Raw genomic sequence first — 18,310 nt, forward strand, 5'->3', positions numbered from 1 at the left:
TTATCTTCCTAAATATACTGTAAGGATGGAAAGGTCTGCAGGAGATACACCTGATATTCTAGAGGCTTGGCCTAGTGTTTCAGGTTTGATCTTATTCAGTTTCTGTTTTCCTTCATTGGATAAAGCAGGTATGGTCAGATAATCAAATTTCAATGGAATCTTATAGTTTTCCATGTTGCTTAATTTATCGACCATTTGTTGTTCCTTTTCTATGTAGCTATCATATTTAATCTGGACTTCAGCCTGATCCCTGACTTCTTTAGAAAAACCTTCAAGGAATGATTTCATATCTGGATCTAGATCCATGAGTTGATCAATTCCTATCTGGGGTCTTTTCAATAATTTTTCTGCTGCAATTTTTTCCTTTATTTCAGCAGTTTGAATGGTTTCAAGACCTTCATTGATTTGATCAGGAGCTAGTTTTTTCTGTTTAAGATCATTGATTAATCTGGCAGTTTCTTTCTTTTTGTTTAGCATTTTATTCAAACGCTCTTGACTTGCCAAATTTATATCATATCCTAGCTGAGTTAATCTCAAATCTGCGTTGTCCTGTCTTAATAGCAATCTAAACTCAGCTCTGGAAGTAAACATTCTATAAGGTTCCTCAGTGCCTTTATTAATCAAATCGTCTACCAATACTCCTATGTATGCATCTGATCTTTTTAGAAGGAATGGATCTTTTTCTTGAACTTTTAAGCTTGCATTAATTCCTGCAATTAGACCTTGAGAAGCTGCTTCTTCGTATCCGGTTGTCCCATTGATTTGTCCTGCGAAATACAAGTTTTCAATCAATTGGGTTTCTAGAGTTAATTTTAGCTGTGTAGGTGGAAAGAAATCATATTCAATGGCATATCCAGGCCTAAACATTTTGGCATTCTCAAAACCCGGAATCTTTTGTATTGCTTTGTATTGAACATCTTCAGGAAGAGAAGTTGAAAATCCGTTGACATAAATTTCTACTGTATCCCAGCCTTCCGGTTCTACAAATATTTGATGTCTTTCTCTCTCTGCGAATCTATTGATCTTGTCCTCTATTGAAGGGCAGTATCGTGGTCCAAGACCTTGAATTCGTCCATTGAACATTGGAGAGCGATCAAATCCCTCTTCTAATGTTTCATGGACTTCTTTATTTGTATAGGTTATCCAGCAAGTTCTTTGCTCTTTGATTGGGCTTGTTTCATCAGAATAACTGAATTTCTCAGGGTTTTCGTCTCCGTACTGTACTTCCATTTTGGAGTAATCCAGACTTCTGCCATCCACTCTTGGTGGAGTCCCCGTTTTCATTCTTCCTGATTCGAAACCTAATGAAACCAGTTGTTCAGTAATTCCTTTAGCTGCTGATTCACCTGTTCTACCTCCTCCAAACTGTTTTTCACCAATATGGATGATTCCATTTAAGAATGTTCCATTGGTTAGAACTACACTTTCTGACTCTATTTCTATCCCAATACTTGTTCTGACGCCTTTGATTCTACCATCCTTTACTAAAATTCCGGTTATCATTTCTTGCCAGAAATCTACATTTGGAGTTTGTTCTAGAGCTAATCTCCATTCCTCCGCAAATCTCATTCTATCATTTTGTGACCTTGGAGACCACATAGCAGGACCTTTTGATCTATTGAGCATCCTGAATTGGATCATAGATTTATCAGAAATTATCCCTGACATCCCTCCAAGAGCATCTATTTCACGAACTATTTGCCCTTTTGCTACCCCACCCATTGCAGGATTGCATGACATCTGGGCAATAGTATTCATGTTCATAGTACAAAGAAGAACCTTTGAACCCATTTTTGCGGCAGCATGTGCGGCTTCACAACCGGCATGTCCAGCCCCTACTACTATGACATCATATTTTGGAAACATGATTCTATTTATTACTGTTCCACGTGAAACAGTTCGTGTTAATTGCTGAACTGTTTCACGTGGAACACTAGGTTGATTTAAATAAATTTATTGCGAACTCCTCTTTGGCTCGCATGATTTTAGCTTCAGACTTCTTCTTGTCTTTGTATCCCATCAAGTGGAATAAACCATGACTGATGACTCTACTTAATTCGTCTTCAATAGAAGTTTGATGCTTTTCAGAATTTTCCTTTACGCGATCAATACTTATAAAGATGTCTCCTTCAATTTCCGAATCTCCTTCAGAGTTATCAAAAGTGATGATATCTGTGTAAGTATGATGGTTTAGGTATTCGACATTGATTGAGTACAAATACTCGTCACTGCAGAAAATATAATTCAAATCTACGATTTTGAAGCTTTCTGTTTCTGCTATTGATTTTAACCATTTCTTCCTTGCTAGTTTCTTGCTGAGTTGAAATGGAGTTTCTTCTTGAAAGAAATTAATTGCCATGATTAATTCATGTAGAAAGATAAAATGGTCTTTCTACCATCTTCTTCAAATTTTACCTCGTCACTCAAATGCTTGATCAGGAAAATGCCTCTACCTCCTGTTTTTTCAATATTCTCAGGTGCCGTTGGATCTTTCAATTCATTGTAGTCAAATCCTGGACCTTCGTCTTGAATAATGAATCTTAGAAGTTGATCTTCCATGAATAATTCCAAATGGACCAGTTTATTCTTGTCATGTTGGTTTCCATGAATAATGGCATTGCTGATACATTCTGTAACCGAAATCATGATATTTCCATAGATATCATCATTGATTTCGAAGTTTTCCCGAGCATTGTCGATAAAACTTTCGATTATTTTAATATTCTCAATTAGAGAAGGAATGGAAATTTTAATTGATTTCATCTATGGTCTTCTTTCAATGATCAATAGTAATTCAGTTTACGCTATTTCTAGTAAAATCGGACAATGATCCGAATGTTTGGCTTCTGGTAAAATTACAGAACTTTTCAGCCTGTCATTCATTTCGCTTGTAGCCATGTGATAATCGATTCTCCAACCTAAATTTTTTACCCGGGCATTTGCTCTATAACTCCACCAAGTATAATGGTGTGGATCGGAATTGAAATGTCTGAAAGTATCGGTAAATCCACTTTCAGTAAATTTATCCATCCAAGCACGCTCTTCAGGTAAAAAGCCAGAGCTATTTTTATTGGAAATAGGATTATGAATATCGATAGCCTTATGGCAGATATTATAATCTCCGCTCAAAATCAGGTTTGGTTTTGTCTTTTTTAAATCCTGCATGTATCCATATATATCGTCAAGAAATTCATATTTGAAGCTTTGACGAATATCACCTGTAGTCCCTGAAGGAAAATAGGCAGACAAAAAAGAGAAATTATCAAACTCAAGTTCTAGCAATCTCCCTTCGTCATCATACTTATTTAATCCCATCCCATGAGTTACAGATTTTGGAGTTACTTTACTCAAAATTGCTACTCCGCTATACCCCTTTTTTTGAGCTGGATACCAATAAATCTCATACCCTAAATCCTTGAAAATTGATTGGTCAATTTGATTTTCATCTGCCTTAACTTCCTGTAAACCAACTACTTCTGGATTAACGGCTTTCAGCCAATCTACGAACCCTTTGTTCATAGCAGCCCTGATTCCGTTTACATTATAGGAGACAATTTTCATGGATTACTTTATTTCTATTTCGTACTCTTTTTCGAAGTATTCGAGTACTTGTATTTTTAAATATTTTTCTTGCTCAAGCAAATCAAAGTGAGGAAGCTCTTTCACTAGCTTCCAATGAGGCCAACCTTCCTGATCTACGAAGTCCAATTCGTAAAATCCATCATAGCTCAATACTTTACAAACAGCAATATGCATCAAATCTTGCTTTTGCTCTTTTGAAAAGGTTTTATTGCCTTGGCCTAGCTCCTGGACACCTATCAAAAACAAAACGCCATTTAGATCGGATGGTTTCTTCCCAATAGTTTCTTTTAAACCATCCAACAGCTTCGACCATCTTTTTTCCAGATCTAAATCCTTCTTAAACATCTTATAAATTATTGATTTTCAAGTTGTTCCCAGTATTCTGTTGCTCTTCTTAAATGTGGAATAACAATAGTACCGCCGATCAAAGTGGCTATGGAAAATACCTCAAATATTTCAGTTTTATTGATTCCTACCTCATGGCACTTGCCCAAATGGTATTTGATGCAATCATCACATCTCAAAACCATCGAGCATGCGAGTCCTAACATTTCTTTGGTTTTGATATCAAGCGAACCTTCTGCATAAGCATTGGTATCCAAATTAAAGATCCTCTTGATCACTTTATTGTCAGAGTCCAGAACCTTTTCATTCATCTTGGCTCTGTATTCATTGAATTCCTCTATGAGATTCATTAAATTAACAGTTTAGGATACACATTTACAGGCAAATATAACAGGTATTCGCCCGTGGTTTTCACTAACAGAACTTTTTGATAATGGGTTTACTATTTTTAAAAGATTTTTTTGATCTGATTTTCCCCAGAAACTGCGATTTGTGTGGTCGGAGTTTATTTGATTTTGAGAATTGCCTCTGTAAAATTTGTGTTGGAACTCTTCCTAAAACACTCTACCATATCATGCCTTCTGACAATGATTTGACTGAAAAACTAAAAGGACTGACCCAAATCAATAAAGCGATGGCTTTTTTGAGGTTTACCAAAGAGGGAATGAGTCAAAAAATACTGCATAAACTGAAATACAGAAATAAACCCCAGATCGGGATAAAATTAGGAAATCTTTATGGTCAGGAATTATTTAAAACCGGATTTGCTGAGGACTGGGATTTGATTATACCCGTGCCTTTACACCCTATGAAGCAAAGAAGAAGGGGTTATAACCAAAGCGAGGAGTTTGCAAGAGGACTTTCAGAAGCTATGAATATCCCGTGGAAACCCCTGTTGATCAGAGAGAAATTTACTGAAACCCAAACGAAAAAGAGTAGGATCCAACGAATGAGTAATGTTGAGGATGTATTTAAGCTCAATACCCAGGAAACCCCAAATGGATTGAAAATTTTATTGGTTGACGATGTAATAACTACAGGTGCTACACTTTGTGCCTGTGCAAATGTGCTTTTGGCTAATGGTGCAAAAACAGTAGATTTGGTCACCATTGCAGCTGGAAAATAACTTTACTATGATTGACATCGAACTGTTGAAATATCCAATCGGAAAATTCACTTCTCCTGAAAAAATTACTCAAGAACACCTTGCTGAGGCAATTGAAGAAATAAAAGCGCTTCCAAAGTATCTGGAATCAACGGTAAAATCTTTATCCGAAGAACAATTGGATACTCCTTACCGACCAGGAGGCTGGACTGTAAGACAAGTGGTTCACCATTGTTCGGATAGCCATATCAATGCTTTTGTCAGGTTCAAATTGGCTTTGACAGAAAATAACCCAACCATCAAACCTTATGATGAAGCTGCTTGGGCAAATCTGGGTGATAGCAAGCTTCCCATTGAAATCTCTATTGGTATTTTGAAAAATATCCATTTCAAATGGGGTTTAATCTTAGACCAAATGTCTCCAGAGGATTTTGAAAAAACATATTTTCATCCCGAATCCCAGAAGTCAGTACCTCTCAAAGAGGTCGCATTGATGTATTGCTGGCATGGAAAGCATCATCTTGCTCACATTCAATCATTGATGATTCGGGAAAACTGGTAATAACCAACAGAAAAATTTATTCTAGGTACATGAATATTTCACTAAAAGGTCAAAGAATTCTGGTCACAGGAGCCTCCAGAGGAATTGGAAGAGCTATTGCAAAGCAACTTTCTGAATCCGGTGCGGAAGTCATCATACATTTTAATGCCAATGAGTCAGAAGCATTAAAGTTGAAAGATGAATTGAAAAATCCAGCTTTTACAGAAAAATGTGATTTGTCGGATTCTAATGAGGTGATAGGATTCATCCCGAGATTAGTTGAAAAATATGGTCATCTAACCGGAATTGTAAATAATGCCGGGATAGCAAGATCAGCCCCAGATACGCTAGAAACGCAGAAATGGACAGAAATCTGGTATGAAACAATTCAGGTTAATACTACAGCTGTTGGCATTTTGTGCAAAGAGTTTGTAGATCAGGCAAAGACAATTCAAGAAGGTAGAATTGTAAATATTTCCTCCAGAGCGGCATTTAGAGGGGACACTACGGATTATTTGGCTTATGCAGCTTCTAAAGGAGCCTTAATCAGCTTGACGAGATCTCTTGCACGCTATTATGGAAAGCAGGGAATTAAGGCATTTTTGATTGCGCCAGGCTTTACCAGAACAGACATGGCCAATGAAATTCTGTCCGAGTATGGAGAAAGTTATGCATTGAATGATATCGCTCTAAATGAGCTAACCAAACCTGAGGATATAGCCCCTATGGTAGCGCTGCTTTGCTCTGGTTTTGCAGATCATGCCACTGGTGCAAGTATAGATATCAATGCTGGGTCTTATGTCCATTAGATTTTAACTCTTTGACAGCATTTGGGGTTAATATGATATGGCAAATCAGAATAACAAGGATAAAATTTTTACCCCAGAGCTGGTTAAAATTCTGAAAATATTCGGGATTGCTTCCTTGGTTTTAGTCTTATCCTTGTCATTTTTTAATGAAAAAAGAGCAAACAATTCTGGAGAAGACCGGACTTTTAAAGTCAATTCTTCAAATAGACTGTTTTTCTTGAACCTAAGAGCCATTCATTACGATCGGAAATCCAGGACTGATGCTAAAATGACTCTGTTTTCCCATAAAGACCGAAAAGAGGCAATTGACTCAATTCCCAATCTGGAACTTCGGATAATTCTTAATTCTTTGAAAGATGAGGCCTATATCTATCTTGAACCAGTGAATTTAGGTTGGCCGATTACTTTGAAAGCTGTTCTTGAAGAAAATGAAAAGGAATTTAGTTTTGAAAATGGGAACCGCGACCTTTTCTTTGGCTATATCAATCAATTGAAGCCTTGGATTGAGCAAGATGCCAGATTCCAGATCAAAGATTCTAACGAATGGCAACCTCTTTGGCAGGAACAAGAGGAAAAAGAAGCAATCAAAGAGACTTTGACTGATTATTTTAAGTTATTAGAAGATCATTAGCCCATTACCGCATGTCCTCTCCTCTCCAATTATTTACAAACCTAATTGATCAAAAACTTGATAAAACTCCCTCAGCTGCTGGAAACTGGCTTTCTGGGGTCTTGAAAGAAATTTCGGAAAAGCATATAAAAGTCCATTATCTCGTCAGGCCTGAAATGTGCAATCCTGCTAAAATCCTTCATGGAGGAGTGGCTTCTTTGATGCTGGATGATGCGATTGGTATGGCAAATTTTGTCACAGGGACAGAGTTTTTAATGACTAGCATCAATCTAAATGTGGATTTTTTGGCTTCAGCTCAAATTGGAGAAACCTTGGAACTTACAGCAAATTTGGTTCGATCTGGCTCTAATCTCAACCATTGGGAAGCAGTTATCAAGAAAGAATCAGGTAAAATTGTCGCAAAAGCCAGCTCAAATATGATTAAAACTCACATTAAAATGAATGATTTAAAACTTTAGGTAGTTCATCTCGTACAGGTTAAGATCATTTAAACTATACGACATGAAAAAACTATTAATCATTGCTTTTTTTGGATTGATTTCCGTCTCTTCTTATTCACAGACAACAATCACTTTTCACCAAAGTAACTTGCCTTTCTTAGGAGTTAATTACCAGTTTGGTGAAAAATTTATTCCAGAATTCAGAGTTGGAACGGACACCTTTTTTGAGACGATGTCAGCCGAATTAGTGGCGAATTACATATTCACCAAAACAGACCGGTTTGAATTTTATGGAGGAGCAGGATTACGAGTCGGAGCTTTTGACGGAGTTGTTGTTCCTATAGGTTTAAATATTTATCCTTTTGAACAAAAAGATTTTGGATTCCACATTGAAGGCGCTCCGACTGTGGCATTTGATGATGGCTCTCTTTTTCGCGGCTCCTTTGGTATCAGATACCGTTTCAATAAAAATTAGAACTGCTTCAGTTTAACCATTAAGTCCCAGACAGCAATTCCCAGCGTCACGGAGATATTTAAGGAATGTTTTGTTCCTAGTTGAGGTATTTCAAGCACATAATTTGAGGCTTGCAATACCTCTTCTTCTACTCCAAATACCTCATTTCCAAATACTAATGCTATTTTATCATCTTGCTCTGGAAAGAATTCATGTAGTTTAACAGATTGATCCACCTGCTCCAAAGCACAGATTTTGTAACCTTCATTTTTTAAAGAATCAATTGCGGACAAGGTTGTATCAGTATAAGCCCATTCTACAGAATCTGTTGCCCCTAAAGCGGTCTTTTGAATATCGCGATGTGGGGGAGTTCCGGTAATTCCACAGAGATATATTTTTTCGATACGAAATGCATCACCTGTTCTGAATGCCGAACCAACATTATTCAAGCTCCTGATATTGTCCAAGACCAATACAATAGGTGATTTTTTTACTTTTTTATAATCCTCTACTGAGAGCCTTTCCAACTCTTCCATACTTAATTTTTTCATCGCCTTTTGTTCTGCTTCAGGATTGCCTTATTTTCAGGTTTTAAACTCGGGAATAATCCCAGCAAAAGTAGTACAAAGTAAGCATACCCCCCATGAGCAAATCCAAAGATGGAAAAGAAACCCCTTTAATGAAGCAATACAATGCCATTAAAGCAAAACATCCTGGCGCATTGTTGCTTTTCAGAGTTGGAGATTTTTACGAGACGTTTGGCGAAGATGCGATCAAAGCCAGCAAGGTTTTGGATATCGTTTTGACCAAACGGGCCAATGGATCTGCCTCCCATATTGAGTTGGCGGGTTTTCCTCATCATTCTTTGGATACTTATTTGCCGAAATTGGTTCGCGCGGGAAATCGCGTTGCAATCTGCGATCAATTGGAAGATCCAAAATCTGTCAAAGGCATTGTTAAAAGAGGAGTAACCGAATTAGTGACCCCAGGACTATCCTTCAATGACCAGGTGCTGGATACAAAAAGAAATAATTACCTGGCATCTATCCATTTTGGAAAAGAGAAACATGGTATCGCCTTTTTGGATCTTTCTACAGGGGAATTCATGTGTGCAGAAGGGAATTCTTCCTACTTGGAGAAGTTGATCCAAAGCTTTGCTCCATCCGAAATCATTTTTTCTAAAGCTGCCAAAAAAGTCGCTCAGGATCTTCTAAAGAACGATTTTATCACTTTTCATTGTGAAGATTGGGTTTTCCAGTTCGATTTCACTTATGAAAAACTGAAAACCCATTTTGGTACAGCCAACCTCAAAGGCTTTGGGATAGAAGATCAGGAAATGGGAATAATAGCGGCTGGTGCAGTCCTGTATTATTTAGAAGAAACAGAGCATAAGGAAATACAGCATATTTCAGCCATTTCTAGAATAGCTGAAGAGAAGTACGTCTGGTTGGATAAGTTCACCATCAGAAATCTGGAGCTTGTGTATCCACAGCATGAGGGAGGAGTGCCTTTGATTCAGATTTTGGATCAAACCGTTACTCCAATGGGGTCTAGAATGATGAAAAAGTGGATGGTCCTGCCATTAAAAGAAAAGGCTGCAATCGAGGAAAGGCTCAATGTGGTGGATTTTTTCTATCAAAATTCAGGTTTGATTGAAGAAATAGTCGGTGAGCTTAAGCATATTGGAGATCTGGAGCGATTAATCTCAAAAGTTGTTGTTGGCAGAGCTAATCCACGGGAGATCAACCAGATCAAAAGAGCCCTTAAAGCAATTATTCCAATTAAAGAGCTGCTGAAAACCCAGCAAAACCCAACATTAAAGCGTCTTTCTGATCAATTGAATCTTTGTGAATTCCTCTTGGAAAAAATTGACAACGAGCTGAAGGAAGATGCGCCAATGCTCTTGCATCAAGGAGGAATCATCAAGGATGGAGTGGATGAAGAGCTTGATGAATATAGAAACCTGGCAAATACCGGTAAGGATTTCTTGGTTCAATTACAACAACGAGAAGTTCAGAAAACCGGGATCAGTTCTTTAAAAATCGCTTATAACAAGGTTTTTGGCTATTACTTAGAGGTGACTCATGCTCATAAGGATAAAGTCCCTCAAGAATGGATTCGTAAGCAGACCTTGGTTAATGCTGAGCGATACATTACTCCAGAGTTAAAGGATTATGAAGAAAAAATCCTTCATGCCGAAGAGCGTTTAGTGGGTATAGAGCAAAAGTATTTCCTTGAGCTGGTACAAGAGGCCGCAAAATATGTGACACAGATTCAGCAAAATGCCCGTATTATCGGGACCTTGGACGTCTTGCTTTCTTTTGCTCAGATTGCGCTTTCCAACTTGTATACCCGTCCAAAAATTTCTGAAACTGAAACTTTAGAATTTAAAGATGGTAGGCACCCTGTCATAGAAAAACAGTTGCCTCCTGGAGAAAACTATGTCCCAAATGACATCTACTTGGATCATGACAGTCAGCAAATAATTATCATTACTGGACCTAACATGGCAGGTAAATCTGCTTTGCTAAGGCAAACGGCTTTGATTGTCTTGATGGCTCAAATGGGAAGCTTTGTGCCGGCTTCATTCGCAAGAGTTGGTATTATTGATAAGGTATTTACCCGAGTTGGAGCTTCTGATAACCTTTCAAAAGGGGAATCCACTTTCATGGTTGAAATGACTGAGACGGCAAGTATATTAAATAATCTCTCGGATCGAAGTCTCGTTTTGATGGATGAAATTGGTAGAGGGACTTCTACTTATGATGGGATTTCTATTGCATGGTCCATTGTGGAATATTTACATAATCATGCTCAGTATAAAGCCAAAACATTGTTTGCCACCCATTATCATGAATTGAATCAATTGACTGAGGATTTTCCTAAAATCAAAAATTTCAACGTCTCAGTAAAAGAAGTTGGGAATAAAGTGATTTTTATGAGGAAATTAAAAGCTGGAGGAAGTGAGCATAGTTTTGGGATCCATGTGGCTCAAATGGCCGGTATGCCAAACCCGGTTGTTTTGAGGGCTGCTGAAATCATGGGGCATCTTGAAAAGGACAAGGCCCTGAAAGAAAAGAAGGAAAATTTAAAATCTATTCCTAAAAACAATTATCAACTAAGTTTATTTGAACTGGATCCTAAGTTTCAAGAAGCCAAGGAATTGATTAATCAAATAGATATCAATGCAATTTCTCCAATTGAAGCATTACTCAAGCTTCATGAGATAAAGAAAAAATTAGAAGACTAGTTGAAAAGTTATTTTGTATATTGGAATTACTTTTTGAATGTAAAAAAACAGGATTTTATGAATAAGGTGCTCTTGAAGGACCTGAAAAAACAGGATAAGTATTCAAAATTTTTTCATGCTTGGAAGGATCAGGAATTTAAAGATCATCCTGATGAAAAAAAGATGTTATCAGACCTGGAAGTCTTAAGCCAAAATATTGGAATGAGAGAAGGTTTGATCATTGCATGTTTTGATTATAGAAACCTCAGTTTGGGCTTTTTTACCGGAAATGTTGAGGAAATCTCTGGATATCCTGAATCTATTTTCAGGTCAAAAGGGATGGAAGCCTCCTTTACAATGATTCATCCAGATGACAGAGAGGAGCTTTTTAAGTTTCAGAAAATCGTCTTTGAAACATTTCATCAACTCTCTCTTTCTGAAAAACATAGGTTTGAGTTTTCTTACACTACTCGTTGGGTACATTACAAAACGCAGGAAGTTTTTTGGATGATGGGGAGAGTAAAACCGTATCTGATTGACTCTGCTGGTAATTTTGCGATGGATTTACACATCATCGTCAAACTACAAACTCCACCAAAGACGAAGGGTTATGATTGGAATTATTCCTATGTAAAAGATGATGGAACAAGAATCTTTGTAAGCAAAAACTCTCCGGAAAACCGAACAATTTCCCTTACCAAAAAGGAGAAGGAAATTGTCAAATTGATTTTGGAAGGTCTCGAATCCAAGGAAATCAGTGCCAAACTGAATATATCTTTCAATACTGTTTCGACCCATAGAAAGAACATTCTAAGGAAACTTGGAGCTAGAAATGTAGGGGAAATGATTAAAATTCTTGCTTCCTACGACTTTGATACGAGTCTGTAAATCAGCAGAATCTAAATTTTAGAAAAGAAAAAGGTAAAAATTCAGAGAATATTCCTTGTAAATTTATTTTCCGATCTTACCTTTGCATCCACAAATCACTCAGAGAAAGTTTGAGTCGATAAAAAAAGCGAGAGTAGCTCAGTTGGTAGAGCACGACCTTGCCAAGGTCGGGGTCGCGAGTTCGAATCTCGTCTCTCGCTCAAAAAGCCCTTGATTCAAGGGCTTTCTTGTTTAAAGAAATAGTAGCTCCGAATTATTGGAGTGAAGCCGGGATGGTGGAATAGGTAGACACGCAAGACTTAAAATCTTGTGACCTCACGGTCGTGCGGGTTCGATTCCCGCTCCTGGTACAGAAGCCTCGTAGCAATACGGGGCTTTTTGTTTTTTACAGGTTTTGAATTTTTAGTCCTTTGATTTTACCCATATTAATATCACAGTTTTCGTAATTTGACCGAATGGAAGACTTTGAAATACTTTCGATGGACTGGTCTACAATCCAGCATTGGTTAATTATTGGCGGTTTGGCTCTGGGCACTTTTCTGATTTTTCTCTATCTGGCAAGAAAATCAAGGACACTTTTGAGCAGAAGGTTGATCAAGCGAATGGATGATGATTTGCTCGCTAACTTCCTTGCTGGGGTGTTTGGGTCAATCGTAATTCTGATAGGATTGTTAGTTGTCTTTAGAATTATTGGTTTGACAGGGGTGATTTCCGGAATGCTGGCAGGGGCTGGAATCTCCGCCTTTATAATTGGTTTTGCTTTGAAAGACATCGGAGAAAACTTTCTCGCAGGAATCATTTTGGCTTTCAAAAGACCTTTCCGCGTGGGTGATATTGTAGATATCAACGGAATGAGAGGTCAGGTTCTGACTTTGAATCTTCGGGATACTCAAATAAAAACAGGTGATGGAAAAGATGTTTTTATTCCAAATGGAATGATTTTGAAAAACCCATTGATCAATTATACCATTGATGGCTTTTTAAGATATGATTTTATCATAGGGCTAGACTATGGTTCTGATTACGATAGCGCCGTTGATTTGATAAAATCGTCTATCATCCGTGTTGAGGGGGTGTTGTCTGGAATTAAGGAGCCCGAAGTTTGGGTGGTGGATTTGGCAGAAAGCACTTTGAACATCCAAGTTACTTTTTGGGTGGATACATTTGAAAGATCCATTTCTGATGCCGTTGTCAAAAGTAAAGCAATTTTAGAAGTGCTGACGGCATTAGAAAAGGCCGGCTTTATTATGCCGGCCCGAATTGTTGAGCTCAAAAACCATCAAGGCAAAGCCCTGAAAACTAGTTGAGTTTATTTTTTTAGAATCCCTGCTAGATCAGCTGGAGAATAATTCACGGATTTTAGGGTTTTATGATCCCCTTCTCTGAAAACCAAGTATAGATCACCTTCCTTTTCATAAAAGCTAGGCGTTCCTTTTGATTCGTAATGAGCCACCGTTGCTTTTGCTTCTTCTTCTGTAAGACAAGCCTTGCTCATATTCGAGCGTTGTACTTCGTCAAAAAGCTCTTTGAATTTTTCACCTAATCCAAATTCAAGAATAGCTCCTGACAATACGTATTGTAAATCGCAAAGTGCATCAGCTATCTCAACAAGGTCTTTATTTTCAATTGCTTCTTCCAACTCTTTTAATTCTTCTGCTAGCAAAGAAACACGAAGGTTGCAGCGGGTTTCCGAAGGAATCGCGGGCTCTGCAATTACAGGGTGCTTAAATGTCTCGTGAAATAGGGCTACTGAGGTAAGTGACTTAGGATCTTGCATGGTGTATTTAAATGATTCCTCGAAATAAATGAAAAATGGCCGAAATTCTCGGACTTTTTGCAAATGGATCCTATAGAAATGATCTTATCATTTTCTGTAAACCAAACTTTTTAAAAACTGAAGCATCAAATTCTGTCTTTATTTGATTTGAGAATCAGACAATAAGTCTGAATTTCTGACAAGTTGTTTAAGTTTGCAGGTCCTATGTCAGTTGGTTGAGTTTTTGAACTTCAAAATGCTAATCGGAAAACCCATGGAAATTACCTTTTATAAATATCAAGGGACAGGAAATGATTTCGTCATGATCGACGATCGGCAGCAATTATTTGATGTAACCGATCTTGGTCTAGTCTCTAAGCTTTGTGACCGAAAGTTCGGTATCGGAGCGGATGGTTTGATCCTGATTCGGAATCATGCTGATTATGATTTTGAAATGATCTATTTCAATGCAGATGGTTCGCAAAGTATGTGTGGAAATGGAGCTAGATGTGCTGTTGCATTTTCTGCATTTTTGGGAATTGTGGAAGAGAAGACTGATTTTCTGGCAATTGACGGAGCACATCAGGCAACCCTGAAAGACGGTCTTGTTCAGCTATTGATGGGAGAAGTGGCCGGAATAGAAGAGAAAGCTGAAGACTTCTTTGTAAATACTGGTTCTCCTCATCATATCCGATTAGTAGATCGAGTAAAGGATTATCCTGTTTTTGCAGAAGGAAAAAGTATCCGCTACGATGATATGTATGCTCCAAGTGGAACAAATGTAAATTTTGTAGAGGCAATTTCTCCTGATGAAATATTTGTCAGAACCTACGAAAGAGGAGTAGAGGATGAAACTCTTTCCTGTGGAACAGGGGTAACTGCAGCAGCTTTGGTTTATGGAAAAGATCAACCAGCTACAGAAATAAAAATCAATACCCTAGGAGGCAAATTATCCGTAAAATTTACTTCCAAGCCTTCCGGTGGCTTTAGCGACATTTGGTTGATCGGCCCGGCAGAGCAGGTTTATAGTGGAAAAATTAAAGTTTAGAAAATAAATAGCATCCTCTGGTTCATATCGAGGATCATTATCAATTGTAATAAAAAGGGTTTAATTTTAGAACCCGTTTTGAGAATCACATTCATTCGACATGTTAGAATTAATTGCCAAAGGACTCGCGAAAGTATTCGGTACTAAGTCCGATAGAGATATAAAAGAATTGTCACCTAAAGTAGAAGAGATCAATAAGATCTTTGCAAGCTTTGCTTCGCTCAGTGATGATGAATTAAGAGGTAAAACCGAAGAAATCAAGGGTAAAATCAATGATAGATTAAAAACTATCGATGATAATATCGGTGAGATTCGAGTAAAAATCAATGAGCTTCCGGCTAATGCAATTCATCAGAAGGATCAACTTTTCAATGAAATTGACAAGTTGGAGAAGCAGCGTGATGAATCTTTGGAGGAAGTTTTGGCAGAAGTCCTTCCAACAGCTTTCGCAGTAGTAAAAGAAACTGCAAGAAGATTTAAGGAAAACAAGCAGCTGAAAGTCACTGCTACACTTTTTGACAGAGAGCTTTCAGCTAAGAAGCAAAACGTACAAATCGACGGAGATCATGCAATCTGGCACAATAGCTGGCTTGCAGCAGGAACTGAAGTAGTTTGGGACATGGTCCACTACGATGTTCAGTTGATCGGTGGTATGGTTTTACATAATGGTAAAATCGCTGAGATGGCCACAGGTGAAGGTAAAACCTTGGTTTCTACTTTGCCAGCCTATCTAAATGCCCTTGCCGGCAGAGGAGTACACATTGTTACGGTCAATGATTACTTGGCAAAACGTGACTCCGAATGGAATGCGCCACTTTTTGAATTCCATGGATTGACAGTCGATTGTATCGATAAATATCAGCCGAATTCTGCAGGAAGAAAGAAAGCTTACGCAAGCGATATCGTCTACGGAACCAATAACGAATTTGGTTTTGATTATCTCCGTGACAACATGGCTCGCGATGGTGGGGATTTGGTGCAAGGGAAGCATCACTTTGCCATGGTCGATGAGGTCGATTCTGTATTGATTGATGATGCTCGTACGCCATTGATTATTTCTGGACCTGTACCAAAAGGAGATGTTCACGAGTTTGATGATATGAAACCTCGTGTTTCTACATTGGTGGATGAGCAGCGTAAGTTGGTTCAAGGATTTTTGACAACTGCTAAAAAACTTATAGCAGACGGAAATGAAAAAGATGGTGGTTTGGCACTTTTCAGAGCATTCCGAGGAATGCCTAAATACAAGCCTTTGATCAAGTACCTTTCTGAGCCAGGAATCAGAGTAATTCTTCAAAAGACTGAAAATTATTATCTACAGGACAACAAGCGAAATATGCCTGAGGCGGATGAACCGCTTTTGTTTACAATTGATGAGAAAACAAACGTTGTCGATTTGACGGATCGTGGCATCGAAACCATGACCACTAAAAACGAGAACACTGAGTTTTTCATTCTTCCTGATATCGGAGTTGTCATCGCAGATCTTGAAAAAGATGAATCACTTGACGACAAAGAAAAATTGATCCGCAAGGAAGAAGTTATCAAGGATTATGGCGTAAAAGCACAACGAATTCATACAGTAAACCAGCTTTTGAAAGCGTATTGTATGTTTGAGCGAGATACGGAGTACATCATTGTCGATGGAAAAGTAAAAATCGTGGATGAGCAGACAGGCCGTGTGATGGAAGGCAGAAGATATTCTGATGGATTGCACCAGGCTATCGAAGCAAAAGAAAATGTTAAAGTGGAGGATGCAACGCAGACTTACGCTACTATCACGCTGCAGAATTATTTCAGAATGTATCATAAGCTTGCCGGTATGACTGGTACAGCTGAGACAGAGGCTGGAGAATTCTGGGAAATTTACAAGCTGGATGTGGTAGTGATCCCTACCAACAGAGTCATTCAGAGATCTGATAAAGAAGATAAAGTTTATAAAACAGTTCGTGAGAAATTCAACGCGGTAGTTGATGAAATCAATGAATTGGTAGCAGCAGGCAGACCTGTTCTAGTGGGTACCACTTCAGTGGAAATCTCTGAAGTACTCAGCAGGATGTTGACTTTGAAGAAAATTCCTCATCAGGTACTTAATGCGAAGCAACACGCCAAAGAGGCTGATGTCGTTGCCCTAGCCGGTCAGGCAGGAACAGTGACAATCGCTACCAACATGGCGGGTCGTGGTACAGATATTAAACTTTCTCCTGAATCTAAAAAAGCTGGAGGTTTGGCGATTATCGGTACAGAAAGACACGAATCAAGACGTGTGGATAGACAGTTGAGAGGTCGTGCAGGTCGTCAAGGTGACGTGGGTTCTTCTCAGTTCTTTGTTTCTCTGGAAGATAGCTTAATGCGTCTTTTCGGTTCAGAAAGGATTGCCAAGCTAATGGACAGAATGGGTCTGGAAGAAGGAGAGGTAATTCAGCATAGCATGATTACCAAGTCTATTGAAAGAGCTCAGAAAAAAGTAGAGGAAAACAACTTTGGTACGAGAAAGAGATTGTTGGAGTATGATGATGTGATGAACTCCCAGCGTGAGGTTGTTTACAAGAGAAGAAGAAATGCGCTGAAAGGTGATCGTTTGGAGCTGGATATTCTTAACATCATGTATGATGTATGCGAAAGCAATATCGAAATGGGTAAATCTACCGGTGAGGCAGAAGATCTTCGAATGAATGTCTTCACTTCTTTGGGAATCGATTACCAAATTTCTGACAATGATCTTAAATCAAAAGATGCAGGAACTCTTACGCAGGAATTGTATGAAGTAGCTTTTGAAAACTACCGTAAGAAAAACGAAATGATCATGAGCACTGCTCTTCCGATCTTCAAAAAGGTGCAGGAAGAAAGAGGTGCAACTGTGAAAGATATCATGGTTCCGATTTCTGATGGAATCAAACAAATCGGCGTTGTAGTGAATCTGGAAGGAATGATCAATTCAGAAGGAAGAGAGTTGATCCGTGCGATAGAGAAAAACGTGACTTTGGCCATCATTGATCAGAACTGGAAAGAGCATCTTCGTGACATGGATGATTTGAAACAGTCTGTTCAGAATGCTGTTTATGAACAAAAAGATCCATTATTGATCTACAAGTTTGAGGCGTTTGAAATGTTCAAACGATTCATTGGCAAATTGAATGAGGATATGATTTCTTTCATTTCTAGAGCCGATTTACCAAAGCAAGATCCTAGTCAAGTTCATGCTGCACAACCTGCAAGAGTAGCTGAACCGCAAGGCCAAGCAACCAAAGCAGAAGTTTCAAGCACCTTAAATCCTGGGGCTAACCGTGCTGCTGCAGCTGCTGCAAGCGCAGGAAGACCAGCGCCACAAGTTGTTGCTCCGAGAAAATCTGAGAAAGTTTACGGAAGAAATGACAAAGTAACGGTACAATACACAAACGGAACTACAAAATCAGACGTTAAGTACAAGAGTGTGGAGCAGGATATTCAGGAAGGTAAATGTGTAGTTATCGACTAAATTG

The 18,310-nt window shown here is 38.4% G+C and carries 19 protein-coding genes and 2 tRNA genes; 13 read left to right on the top strand and 8 right to left on the bottom strand.

Going from position 1 to position 18,310, the window contains the following annotated elements; translation table 11 throughout:
• The 6 genes from mnmG to J0A69_RS03125 form a co-directional block, all read right to left on the bottom strand.
• A complete protein-coding gene (gene mnmG / locus J0A69_RS03100; protein ID WP_206585045.1) occupies nt 1-1,866 on the bottom strand; it encodes a tRNA uridine-5-carboxymethylaminomethyl(34) synthesis enzyme MnmG in 1,866 nt (621 codons plus the stop codon).
• Between the two features lie 67 nt (nt 1,867-1,933).
• Entirely contained in the window at nt 1,934-2,359 is a 426-nt protein-coding gene (gene ybeY, locus J0A69_RS03105) for an rRNA maturation RNase YbeY (RefSeq protein ID WP_206585046.1), read from the bottom strand.
• Between the two features lie 2 nt (nt 2,360-2,361).
• Nucleotides 2,362-2,763: an ATP-binding protein gene (locus tag J0A69_RS03110; protein WP_206585047.1), complete on the bottom strand. Its 402-nt coding sequence runs from the start codon at nt 2,761-2,763 to the stop codon at nt 2,362-2,364.
• 36 nt (nt 2,764-2,799) lie between these two features.
• Nucleotides 2,800-3,561 (bottom strand): exodeoxyribonuclease III, encoded by a 762-nt coding sequence (locus J0A69_RS03115; protein WP_206585048.1) that lies wholly within the window; start codon nt 3,559-3,561, stop codon nt 2,800-2,802.
• A 3-nt stretch (nt 3,562-3,564) separates the two neighbouring features.
• Nucleotides 3,565-3,927 carry a hypothetical protein gene (locus J0A69_RS03120; RefSeq protein ID WP_206585049.1) on the bottom strand — a complete coding sequence of 121 codons (363 nt, stop codon included), beginning with the start codon at nt 3,925-3,927 and terminating at the stop codon, nt 3,565-3,567.
• An 8-nt stretch (nt 3,928-3,935) separates the two neighbouring features.
• Nucleotides 3,936-4,277, bottom strand: a complete 342-nt coding sequence (locus J0A69_RS03125) for a carboxymuconolactone decarboxylase family protein (RefSeq protein ID WP_206585050.1) — start codon at nt 4,275-4,277, stop codon at nt 3,936-3,938.
• A 224-nt stretch (nt 4,278-4,501) separates the two neighbouring features.
• On the opposite strand from J0A69_RS03125, the gene J0A69_RS03130 reads away from it, so the two are divergent.
• From J0A69_RS03130 to J0A69_RS03155, 6 genes are read left to right on the top strand one after another with little or no spacing between them, the layout of a single operon-like run.
• On the top strand, nt 4,502-5,053 hold the full coding sequence (locus J0A69_RS03130; RefSeq protein ID WP_317194829.1) for a ComF family protein: 552 nt from the start codon (nt 4,502-4,504) through the stop codon (nt 5,051-5,053).
• A gap of 7 nt (nt 5,054-5,060) precedes the next feature.
• Nucleotides 5,061-5,594 (top strand): YfiT family bacillithiol transferase, encoded by a 534-nt coding sequence (locus J0A69_RS03135; RefSeq protein ID WP_206585052.1) that lies wholly within the window; start codon nt 5,061-5,063, stop codon nt 5,592-5,594.
• A gap of 29 nt (nt 5,595-5,623) precedes the next feature.
• Nucleotides 5,624-6,382: an SDR family NAD(P)-dependent oxidoreductase gene (locus J0A69_RS03140; protein WP_206585053.1), complete on the top strand. Its 759-nt coding sequence runs from the start codon at nt 5,624-5,626 to the stop codon at nt 6,380-6,382.
• 37 nt (nt 6,383-6,419) lie between these two features.
• Nucleotides 6,420-7,013: a hypothetical protein gene (locus J0A69_RS03145; protein WP_206585054.1), complete on the top strand. Its 594-nt coding sequence runs from the start codon at nt 6,420-6,422 to the stop codon at nt 7,011-7,013.
• A gap of 11 nt (nt 7,014-7,024) precedes the next feature.
• Nucleotides 7,025-7,471 (top strand): PaaI family thioesterase, encoded by a 447-nt coding sequence (locus tag J0A69_RS03150; protein ID WP_206585055.1) that lies wholly within the window; start codon nt 7,025-7,027, stop codon nt 7,469-7,471.
• Between the two features lie 43 nt (nt 7,472-7,514).
• On the top strand, nt 7,515-7,928 hold the full coding sequence (locus J0A69_RS03155; RefSeq protein WP_206585056.1) for a hypothetical protein: 414 nt from the start codon (nt 7,515-7,517) through the stop codon (nt 7,926-7,928).
• On the opposite strand, the gene J0A69_RS03160 is transcribed toward J0A69_RS03155, so the two are convergent.
• Complete coding sequence (locus J0A69_RS03160; protein WP_206585057.1) at nt 7,925-8,458, bottom strand: RNA methyltransferase; 534 nt, start codon at nt 8,456-8,458, stop codon at nt 7,925-7,927. The two genes, J0A69_RS03155 and J0A69_RS03160, sit on opposite strands and share 4 nt — an antisense overlap.
• Nucleotides 8,459-8,550: 92 nt before the next feature.
• Between J0A69_RS03160 and mutS the strand changes: the two genes are divergently transcribed.
• The 5 genes from mutS to J0A69_RS03185 all read left to right on the top strand — a co-directional run bounded on the left by mutS (nt 8,551) and on the right by J0A69_RS03185 (nt 13,331).
• Nucleotides 8,551-11,157 carry a DNA mismatch repair protein MutS gene (mutS, locus tag J0A69_RS03165; protein ID WP_206585058.1) on the top strand — a complete coding sequence of 869 codons (2,607 nt, stop codon included), beginning with the start codon at nt 8,551-8,553 and terminating at the stop codon, nt 11,155-11,157.
• 57 nt (nt 11,158-11,214) lie between these two features.
• The gene (locus J0A69_RS03170; protein ID WP_206585059.1) at nt 11,215-12,024 is read left to right on the top strand and encodes a LuxR C-terminal-related transcriptional regulator; all 810 of its coding nucleotides are present in this window, start codon (nt 11,215-11,217) and stop codon (nt 12,022-12,024) included.
• A 127-nt stretch (nt 12,025-12,151) separates the two neighbouring features.
• Nucleotides 12,152-12,224 (top strand) — tRNA-Gly (locus tag J0A69_RS03175).
• A gap of 66 nt (nt 12,225-12,290) precedes the next feature.
• Nucleotides 12,291-12,374, top strand: a tRNA-Leu gene (locus J0A69_RS03180).
• 105 nt (nt 12,375-12,479) lie between these two features.
• A complete protein-coding gene (locus J0A69_RS03185) occupies nt 12,480-13,331 on the top strand; it encodes a mechanosensitive ion channel family protein (RefSeq protein ID WP_206585060.1) in 852 nt (283 codons plus the stop codon).
• Nucleotides 13,332-13,333: 2 nt separating this feature from the next.
• Here J0A69_RS03185 and J0A69_RS03190 read toward each other — a convergent pair whose 3' ends face one another.
• Nucleotides 13,334-13,801 carry a pyrophosphohydrolase domain-containing protein gene (locus J0A69_RS03190; protein WP_206585061.1) on the bottom strand — a complete coding sequence of 156 codons (468 nt, stop codon included), beginning with the start codon at nt 13,799-13,801 and terminating at the stop codon, nt 13,334-13,336.
• 253 nt (nt 13,802-14,054) lie between these two features.
• Between J0A69_RS03190 and dapF the strand changes: the two genes are divergently transcribed.
• Nucleotides 14,055-14,828: a diaminopimelate epimerase gene (gene dapF / locus J0A69_RS03195; RefSeq protein ID WP_206585062.1), complete on the top strand. Its 774-nt coding sequence runs from the start codon at nt 14,055-14,057 to the stop codon at nt 14,826-14,828.
• A gap of 100 nt (nt 14,829-14,928) precedes the next feature.
• Nucleotides 14,929-18,306 carry a preprotein translocase subunit SecA gene (secA, locus tag J0A69_RS03200; protein ID WP_206585063.1) on the top strand — a complete coding sequence of 1,126 codons (3,378 nt, stop codon included), beginning with the start codon at nt 14,929-14,931 and terminating at the stop codon, nt 18,304-18,306.
• The last annotated feature ends 4 nt before the right edge of the window (nt 18,307-18,310 follow it).

It is taken from the genome of Algoriphagus pacificus (assembly GCF_017254845.1).
GTDB lineage: Bacteria > Bacteroidota > Bacteroidia > Cytophagales > Cyclobacteriaceae > Algoriphagus > Algoriphagus pacificus.